The sequence below is a fragment of the Tabrizicola sp. genome (assembly GCF_051645465.1).
Lineage (GTDB): Bacteria > Pseudomonadota > Alphaproteobacteria > Rhodobacterales > Rhodobacteraceae > Tabrizicola.
In genome coordinates this window covers 1-6,916 of sequence record NZ_JBOFBI010000364.1, presented here as the reverse complement: position 1 = coordinate 6,916, position 6,916 = coordinate 1, and the positions used below count along the sequence as shown (strand labels likewise).

Below are 6,916 nucleotides of genomic sequence, written 5' to 3'. Positions count from 1 at the left end.
TGCGCTTGGAGGGGAGGGGGCGGCGTGAATGAACGTCATTTCTACCGCATGTTGTAGCACTGGGGCGGAAGGGTCGCGATGGGTTGCGCCAATCGGCCAATTCTTGCCAAGCTACTGAGACCCTTGAAAAAATAGCTTGGAATCGGCAATATGCGTGGCAGAAAACGACCGGAGATGGAGGGTGCGCTTGCAGTCCCAGGACCGGCAATGAGGCAGAAAAGTATGAGACCTATCCTGTTTGCCGCCGTGGCGGCCATTCTTCCAATGATCTCTGGTGCGGCGCTTGCTGGGCCAATCGAGCGGGCCTGCATGGCCTCGGATCGCGGTGGCAACCGGTCGCTTTGCGGCTGCATCCAGCAGGCGGCGGACATGACGCTGTCGGGCGGGGACCAGCGTCGGGCGGCGAAGTTCTTCAAGGACCCGGAGGCGGCGCATTCGACCTGGACGTCGCAATCGGCTTCGGACGATGCGTTCTGGGACCGCTACAAGAATTTCGGCGCCACGGCCGAGGCCTCTTGCGCCGGTTGAGGCCGGGCGCCGGCTAAAATTTTTCGTCGAAAAATTTTAGCCCCGCCGGTCGGTCATGGCTGTGCATAAGCCAAAAGGCCCGCCTTCATACCGAAGGCGGGCCTTTGTCTCATCATCCGGGATGGATCAGACCGAGGCTTGCGCCTTGGCGATGTCCTTCTTGATCTTCAGCGCGGCGGCCGAAAGCTCTTCGTCCTTGGCCTTCGCGAGATAGGCGTCAAGCCCGCCACGATGGTCGACCGAACGGAGCGCCGCGGCGGTGACGCGGAGCTTGAACGACTGACCCAGCACGTCCGAGATCATCGTGACCTCGTTCAGGTTCGGGAGGAACCGGCGGCGGGACTTGTTGTTGGCATGGGAGACGGTGTTACCCGACATCGGCCCTTTGCCGGTGAGTTCGCAGACGCGCGACATTGCGGTGTTCCTTCGATTCGTCAAAAGCGGGGGAAGGCGGGGAAACCCCAACCCTCGAAAGCGATTGCGGGCGTGTAGGGGGAATCCGCGCCCGCGTCAAGCCGTCAGGCGGGCTCTGGCGCACTGGCCACCGGGAAAGTCTTTGCGAAGAGACGGCGGCCTTCGGGTGTGACGCTTAGGGCGCGGCTGCCCTCGCGGCGGTGTAACCAGCCCTTTGTCTCCAGCCGCTGGAGGATCAGCCTGCCGAGGCGGCCGCCGAGGTGGCTTTGCCGCTCGCTCCAGTCCAGGCAGTCGCGGCAGAGGGGGGTGCGGCCTGACGGCACAAGGTCATGATCGGAAAGGCCAAGCGTCAGGCAGAAGCTGTGGCCGTTGGCGGTGAGATCAAGCCCGCCCGCGGTGTGGACAAGGAAACTGCGGGCCGAGAAGCTTTGATAAAGCTGCACGCCAAGCGCTCCGGCGAGGTGGTTGTAGCACAGACGCGCTTCGCGCAGGGCCGGGTCACGAGGGCCGGGTTGCGGCAGGCGGCCGGGGGTTTGGCCCGCCAGCGCCATCATCGCTTCGATCAGCCGGGCAACCTCGGGGCTGGCGAGGGTCAGGTACTTGTGGCGGCCCTGCTTCTCGGCCCGGAGGAGCCCCGCGTCGAGAAGCTTTGCCGCATGTTCGGACGCGCTGGCTTTGGTGAGGCCCGTGGCGGTGCCAAGCTCGGTCACCGTGCGGGCGCGGCCGTCCATCAGCGAGAGGACCATCCGCGCCCGCGCCGGGTCGGCAAGGGGGGCCGCAAGGGCCGCGATGTTGGGGCTTTCGGTCATGGGTCGATCCTAGCCTTCGGGGCCTTCGCGATGGTTCGACATTGCCCGAACCATGGGCGCCGATCAATCGGGCAGAGGAGGGTTGCGGGCGGATACCCCGCATGCAACCTGACGGCGCTGGGAGAGAACCATGGAATTTCCGATCCACGAACTGGCGGCTCTGGGTACCGCGACCTGCTGGGCCACGACAGGGATCATCGCCTCCGATGCGATCCGGGCGCTGGGGCCGTTTCATTTCAACCTGATCCGGCAGGTCTTCGTGGCGCTGCTGCTGTCTGGGATCGTGATGGCCTCGGGGGCGCTGGCGCTGCCGGGGTGGCAGGCGATGCTGGTGCTCGCCGTCTCGGGGGTGCTTGGCATCCTTCTCGGCGATACGCTGAACTTTGCGGCTGTCGGGCGGCTTGGTCCGCGGCGAGCGGGGGCGGTTTTCGCCTTGAACGCGCCGATGGCGGCGATCCTGGGCTGGTTGGCTCTGGGAGAGCGGCTGGGCTGGCAGGCGGGCCTGGGGATCACAGTGACCGTCGCAGGGGTGGCGCTGGCGATCCTTGGCCGACCGTCCGAGGGCGCGCATCGGCTGGAGCAGGTTCGGGGAGGCTTGCGGATAGGCGTGCTCTTCGGTCTGGGCGCGGCGCTTGGGCAGGCGACGGGTGCGCTGATAGCGCGGCCCTATATGGCGGGAGGGCTTGACCCCTATGTCGGCTCGCTGATCCGGGTGGGGGCGTCGGGGCTGGTGATGGGGGTTGTCGCGACGTTGCCCATCGCACCGCCGCGACCGCGAGAGATTTCGGGGAAGGTCCTGGCCCTGACAGCTGCAACGGCGCTGATCGGGCTTCTCCTTGGGATGACCCTGTTCCTTTACGCGCTGCAAGGATCCGAGACCGGCATCATTGCGACCCTGTCGGCGACCTCGCCCGTGATCATCTTGCCGCTTCTCTGGCTGCGGACCGGGCAGCGGCCCAGTGCGAAAAGCTGGGCGGGCGCGGCGCTGGCGGTGACCGGGCTGGCGCTGATCTTCACGCGGTGAGGGGGATAAGGAGGCGTCGATCTTTCGAACCGCCCCTGACCCCGAGCCGATCACTCAATCAGCACGATGTCGGCATCCCCGGCGCGGAAGGTTGAAATCTCGTGGCAGGTCACTACCTCGCTCACCCGTTCCTCCCAGTAGCGCGGGTCGGCGAGTACCTCGGGTGGCAGGCGGTCCTTGGTGAAGATGCGCCGGGTCTGCCGCTTGACCGAGATCTCGAAGCGGTTCGACCGCAGCCGCGCGCCCGGCCGCAGGAACCCCGCACGAAGCGCCTCGGCCCGGTCCTGCAACCGACGGATTTCGTCTTTCAGCCGCGCGAATTCATCAACCGGGTCCATCATTGGCCTCCTTGCGTTCCACCAAGGGGCAGCATGGCCGGGACGGATTGACAGACGGTTAACCGGCTTTCGCTTTGGCGCTTTCGACCCCCTTTAACCAGACCCTTCCGTCGCGCATCCCACCCTGGATCAGAAAGCCGGGCTCGGACACCTGCGGATGTGCCTCGGCCCAGTCGCGATAGCGATCATTGGTCACGATGCGGGCGCTGAACTCCCGCGCGGTCTCCAAGAGATACGGGTCGGCCTGCTCGCCTTTCGGCACCACCAGAACCTGTTCCACCGGCAGTGCCAAGAGCCGGGCGAGATCGCCATGATGCAGATACTTCCCTGCGAGCTTCCAGCCCGCATTGGCATCGAAGACTACGCCCGGAGCATAGCCCTGCGCCTGCAGCGCCCCGATCACCTGCAGCACGGGGGTCAGTTTCGGCGCATTGTCCTGCCAGTACATGACGTTGGATCCGTCGACCAGGATCCAGGCCTTGGGTTCCACCGGCACGGCGGGGTGGCGGGCGGCGCGGTTCCACAGCCAAAGGACCAGAAACACGATGGCGAGGAGCGCCCCCGCATAGAGCGTATCGGGCGGAAGCAGGCGCGTCGTCGCCTCCGGGGCCTGGACGGATTTGAAGTCAACAAGCGGAAAAAACAGAAGTCGCAGCATGGTCGAAGGCTAGCCCGCTCCGACCGGATTCGCAAAGAGTGTGGGATCGCGGCGAGCCCGACCCCCGGTAGCCCCACTCCCCCGTTATCCCGGTCCGGGCTTGACGCCCCGCGGCTTGAGGCCATCTTGCCGTGGATGCGCGCCCTGACCGCCCTTTTGTTCCTCGCCGCCCCGGCCCAGGCATGGGAGTTCACCTCCGTGCCGATCTGCACCATCATGCATGACACAGCCGATCTCGGCATTCGCGTGACCTATGATCCGGCGCGGTCCGAACCCTACGAGATCACGCTGACCCGCACGGGTACGTCCTGGCCGACCACCGAAACCTTCGGCCTTCGCTTCGACGGCCCTGCCGCGATGACGATCGGCACCAGCCGCCAGACGCTTTCCCCGGACGGGCGTTCGCTGACCGTCACCGATACCGGCTTTGACAATGTGCTGGACGGTCTGGCCTTGAACGCCACCGCAGCCGCGCTTGCCGGGGATACGATCGTGCCCTTCGGTCTTGACGGAGCCCGTCCTGTGGTCGAGGCCTTCCGGTCCTGCGGAGTGGCGCCCTCGGCGTAGCGGGCAAGGCCTCGGCGCCCCTTTTGGCCCCCTCCGCTAGAACACCCCCGTCACCTCGTACATCACCGGCTCGAACCCCTTGCAGAGGTCGTTGATCTTCCGGTTCCGCTCGCGCATCTCGGGCGTCCGGAGCATCGCCTGATAGTCCTCGCGCCGCTTCCATTGCGAGTAGTTGCAGATCCGCGTCCGCGCGTCGTTCATGTGGAGGCCCGCCGCAATGAACCCCGGCTGCAGGCGGATGCAATCCTGATACGCGGCCTCCAGAGCTTCGACCAGGTCGAAGGCCATGGCGGGCGTGGTCTCGAAGGTGGTGATGACGGTTTGCCCTTGGAAATCCTTGACAATCTGCAGCATGTCGTCCTCCCTCATTCCCGGAAGGATGCCATGAACGGGGGCCAAAGGCATGAAGTTTCTCGATCCCGACGACCCGTTCTTCCGTCGTCCATGGGTGCGCTGGGTCACCGTTCTGGTCCCCCTCTTCTGGGGCGCGGTCGAGTTCATCTGGCTCGGCTCGCCGTTCTGGGGGGTCCTGTTCCTGGCAGCGGGCGCCTATGCCGCGTGGATGCTGTTCTTCAAGCGGAAAGCCTAGTTCATCCAGTCCGGCCGCGGCAGGTTCAGCGCCTCGGGGTCCGATAGGTAAACTGCCGCAAGTACAACTGCTGCAACGATAATCACCGCAAAGGCGATCTTCCAGATCGACCAGGGACGCTCGCCCTGAACCTCTCCGGTCTGGCCATTGACGAGGAAGCGATAGCTCTTGCCGTTGTACTTGTAGGCCGCCATCCAGACCGGGAGGAGGATGTGCTTGAAGGTCTCGTCCGACCAATCCGTGTCGATGCCATGGATGCGCTGCTCGTCCCCGCCAATGTCGTCGCGGACGTCGCCGCGGATCACGTCCGACATCCGCTCACGCGCCTCGGCGTGGCCATCAGACAGCGTGATCGTGTAGCCTTCGGCCTGAAATCCCGCAAGATAATCAGGGGTATAGGAAACCAATGCGCCAAGGTCCCAAGGTGTCAGCTCATTGCCAAGGCGCGGCGGCAGACTTTTCGATCCCATCACGATGACATCGTCGAAGTTCCGCGAAACCCGGCCCGAGGCGGGATACCAGCGTGTGCGCTGCACCTGTTCCTGCCGCCGCTCGGACTTGCCATTGACCTGGACGGTCACGGTGCGGGTTTCGTAGTAATGCTCGCCCCGTTGGCCGGTGTAACTTGAGGCGGTGTCGGCGTCGAACGTCCAGAATGGCACGTAGACCCCGTTCATCGCCCGACCCTTGCGGGCGTATTCCAGAAGCGTCCCGGGGGCGAACCAGAGGCTTCCCATCCAGGTGATCATCGCCTTGCGCGCCTCGGCCTCGGTCAGGACGAAGGGGACGAGGGCCTGCGGTTTGATGTGGCGTTCGGTGCCGGTGTCAAGCACCACAGGCGTCGCGCAGAAGGGGCATTCGGTGGCATGGGTGGCACCCGTGATCTCGACCTTGGCGCCGCACGATGGGCATGAGGTGAGGCGCACTTCGACCATGTCGCCGTCGGCAAGTTCGTCGCGCAATCCGCTTTTCAGATCAAGCTCTTGCAGCGCACGTGCACGGGCGCGCGGGGCCTCGGGCGCGATCTTCTGCACATGGCCGCAATGTTCGCAGGTCAGGCTGGTCTGGCCCGGCGCGTAGCGCAGTTGCGCGCCGCATTGGGCGCAGGGCCAGCGGTATTCCTCTTGGGCCATGGCGCCGGATCAGGGTTTCGGCGGCGGCGGCGGTGCTGCGTCAAGGAGCCGCGCGAGGTCGGTCTCGGCGGCCATCTTCCAGCCGTCTTGACCGGGGGTCCAGACCATCGTCGCGCGCGAGAGCCGCCCTTCGGCGGCAAGCTTCACGAGGTCCGCCTCGCCGAAGGGGCCCGAGGTCGCGCCGTTCTCGGCGAGATGCCAGGCCTTTGCGGCGGGGGCGGGGGGCGGCGGCGGGGGCGGTGGCGGAGCCGATGCGGCCGGTGCGCCGCCCCAAGGCCCCATGTTCTGACCCAACCCCATGCCCACTCCCGCGGCCATCCCGGCCCCGACCATCGCGCCCATCGCACTCCCCGGCTGAGCCATGACTTCGGCGGCATTGAACTGCATGTACTTGTTCAGATCGCCCACCACGCCCATCGAGGTGCGCTTGTCCATCGCCTTTTCGACCTCTTCCGGCAGGCTGATGTTTTCAATGTAGAATTCCGGGATCGACAGCCCGTACTCCCCGACCTGCGGTGCGATCGCGTTGGCGATGATCTTGCTCAGGTCGGCCACGTTCGCCGCCATGTCGAGGACCGGGATCCCGGACTTCGCCAGCACCTGCGAGACCTGCTGCACGATCACGTTGCGGACCTGGAAGCTGATCTCGTCCGCTGTGAACTCGCCATCGGTGCCGACGATCTCGGTCAGGAACTTGCCGGGGTCGGAGACGCGCAGGGAATAGGTGCCGAAGGCCCGCAGGCGGACCGGCCCGAACTCGGGGTCGCGGGCCATGATCGGGTTCTTCGTGCCCCACTTCTGGTCGTTGAAGCGGGTGGTGTTGACGAAGTAGATCTCGGACTTGAAGGGCGACTGG

At 65.5% G+C, this 6,916-nt stretch carries 11 protein-coding genes; 4 read left to right on the top strand and 7 right to left on the bottom strand.

All coding sequences use genetic code 11. From position 1 onward, the window contains the following. Nucleotides 1-222 precede the first annotated feature (222 nt). On the top strand, nucleotides 223-528 hold the full coding sequence (locus tag ACRCSW_RS22430) for a hypothetical protein (RefSeq protein WP_438707870.1): 306 nt from the start codon (nucleotides 223-225) through the stop codon (nucleotides 526-528). Nucleotides 529-654: 126 nt separating this feature from the next. Here ACRCSW_RS22430 and rpmB read toward each other — a convergent pair whose 3' ends face one another. Together rpmB and ACRCSW_RS22420 are read right to left on the bottom strand one after the other, a co-directional pair. After that, nucleotides 655-942, bottom strand: coding sequence for a 50S ribosomal protein L28 (gene rpmB, locus ACRCSW_RS22425; RefSeq protein ID WP_438707869.1), 288 nt, complete (start codon nucleotides 940-942; stop codon nucleotides 655-657). 104 nt (nucleotides 943-1,046) lie between these two features. After that, nucleotides 1,047-1,751: an ArsR/SmtB family transcription factor gene (locus ACRCSW_RS22420; protein WP_438707868.1), complete on the bottom strand. Its 705-nt coding sequence runs from the start codon at nucleotides 1,749-1,751 to the stop codon at nucleotides 1,047-1,049. Between the two features lie 130 nt (nucleotides 1,752-1,881). On the opposite strand from ACRCSW_RS22420, the gene ACRCSW_RS22415 reads away from it, so the two are divergent. Beyond that, on the top strand, nucleotides 1,882-2,775 hold the full coding sequence (locus ACRCSW_RS22415) for a DMT family transporter (RefSeq protein WP_438707867.1): 894 nt from the start codon (nucleotides 1,882-1,884) through the stop codon (nucleotides 2,773-2,775). Between the two features lie 50 nt (nucleotides 2,776-2,825). Here the strand turns inward: ACRCSW_RS22415 and ACRCSW_RS22410 are convergent, their stop codons facing one another. Then, nucleotides 2,826-3,113 carry a hypothetical protein gene (locus tag ACRCSW_RS22410; protein WP_438707866.1) on the bottom strand — a complete coding sequence of 96 codons (288 nt, stop codon included), beginning with the start codon at nucleotides 3,111-3,113 and terminating at the stop codon, nucleotides 2,826-2,828. Nucleotides 3,114-3,171: 58 nt separating this feature from the next. Then, complete coding sequence (locus tag ACRCSW_RS22405; RefSeq protein ID WP_438707865.1) at nucleotides 3,172-3,771, bottom strand: NYN domain-containing protein; 600 nt, start codon at nucleotides 3,769-3,771, stop codon at nucleotides 3,172-3,174. A 135-nt stretch (nucleotides 3,772-3,906) separates the two neighbouring features. On the opposite strand from ACRCSW_RS22405, the gene ACRCSW_RS22400 reads away from it, so the two are divergent. Then, nucleotides 3,907-4,338 carry an excinuclease ABC subunit B gene (locus ACRCSW_RS22400; RefSeq protein ID WP_438707871.1) on the top strand — a complete coding sequence of 144 codons (432 nt, stop codon included), beginning with the start codon at nucleotides 3,907-3,909 and terminating at the stop codon, nucleotides 4,336-4,338. 36 nt (nucleotides 4,339-4,374) lie between these two features. On the opposite strand, the gene ACRCSW_RS22395 is transcribed toward ACRCSW_RS22400, so the two are convergent. After that, entirely contained in the window at nucleotides 4,375-4,692 is a 318-nt protein-coding gene (locus ACRCSW_RS22395; RefSeq protein WP_438707864.1) for an antibiotic biosynthesis monooxygenase family protein, read from the bottom strand. A gap of 49 nt (nucleotides 4,693-4,741) precedes the next feature. Here ACRCSW_RS22395 and ACRCSW_RS22390 point away from each other — a divergent pair, with 49 nt between their 5' ends. After that, on the top strand, nucleotides 4,742-4,927 hold the full coding sequence (locus ACRCSW_RS22390) for a hypothetical protein (RefSeq protein WP_438707863.1): 186 nt from the start codon (nucleotides 4,742-4,744) through the stop codon (nucleotides 4,925-4,927). Here the strand turns inward: ACRCSW_RS22390 and ACRCSW_RS22385 are convergent. Further along, nucleotides 4,924-6,060 carry a primosomal protein N' (replication factor Y) - superfamily II helicase gene (locus ACRCSW_RS22385; protein ID WP_438707862.1) on the bottom strand — a complete coding sequence of 379 codons (1,137 nt, stop codon included), beginning with the start codon at nucleotides 6,058-6,060 and terminating at the stop codon, nucleotides 4,924-4,926. The genes ACRCSW_RS22390 and ACRCSW_RS22385 overlap by 4 nt on opposite strands. Before the next feature lie 9 nt (nucleotides 6,061-6,069). Then, on the bottom strand, nucleotides 6,070-6,916 hold an 847-nt coding region (locus ACRCSW_RS22380), incomplete at its 5' end, for an SPFH domain-containing protein (protein ID WP_438707861.1).

Coding starts and splice junctions, on each gene's coding strand:
- ACRCSW_RS22430 (WP_438707870.1), top strand. CDS start 223: ATGAGACCTATCCTGTTTGCCGCCGTGGCGGCCATTCTTCCAATGATC.
- rpmB (WP_438707869.1), bottom strand. CDS start 942: ATGTCGCGCGTCTGCGAACTCACCGGCAAAGGGCCGATGTCGGGTAAC.
- ACRCSW_RS22420 (WP_438707868.1), bottom strand. CDS start 1,751: ATGACCGAAAGCCCCAACATCGCGGCCCTTGCGGCCCCCCTTGCCGAC.
- ACRCSW_RS22415 (WP_438707867.1), top strand. CDS start 1,882: ATGGAATTTCCGATCCACGAACTGGCGGCTCTGGGTACCGCGACCTGC.
- ACRCSW_RS22410 (WP_438707866.1), bottom strand. CDS start 3,113: ATGGACCCGGTTGATGAATTCGCGCGGCTGAAAGACGAAATCCGTCGG.
- ACRCSW_RS22405 (WP_438707865.1), bottom strand. CDS start 3,771: ATGCTGCGACTTCTGTTTTTTCCGCTTGTTGACTTCAAATCCGTCCAG.
- ACRCSW_RS22400 (WP_438707871.1), top strand. CDS start 3,907: ATGCGCGCCCTGACCGCCCTTTTGTTCCTCGCCGCCCCGGCCCAGGCA.
- ACRCSW_RS22395 (WP_438707864.1), bottom strand. CDS start 4,692: ATGCTGCAGATTGTCAAGGATTTCCAAGGGCAAACCGTCATCACCACC.
- ACRCSW_RS22390 (WP_438707863.1), top strand. CDS start 4,742: ATGAAGTTTCTCGATCCCGACGACCCGTTCTTCCGTCGTCCATGGGTG.
- ACRCSW_RS22385 (WP_438707862.1), bottom strand. CDS start 6,060: ATGGCCCAAGAGGAATACCGCTGGCCCTGCGCCCAATGCGGCGCGCAA.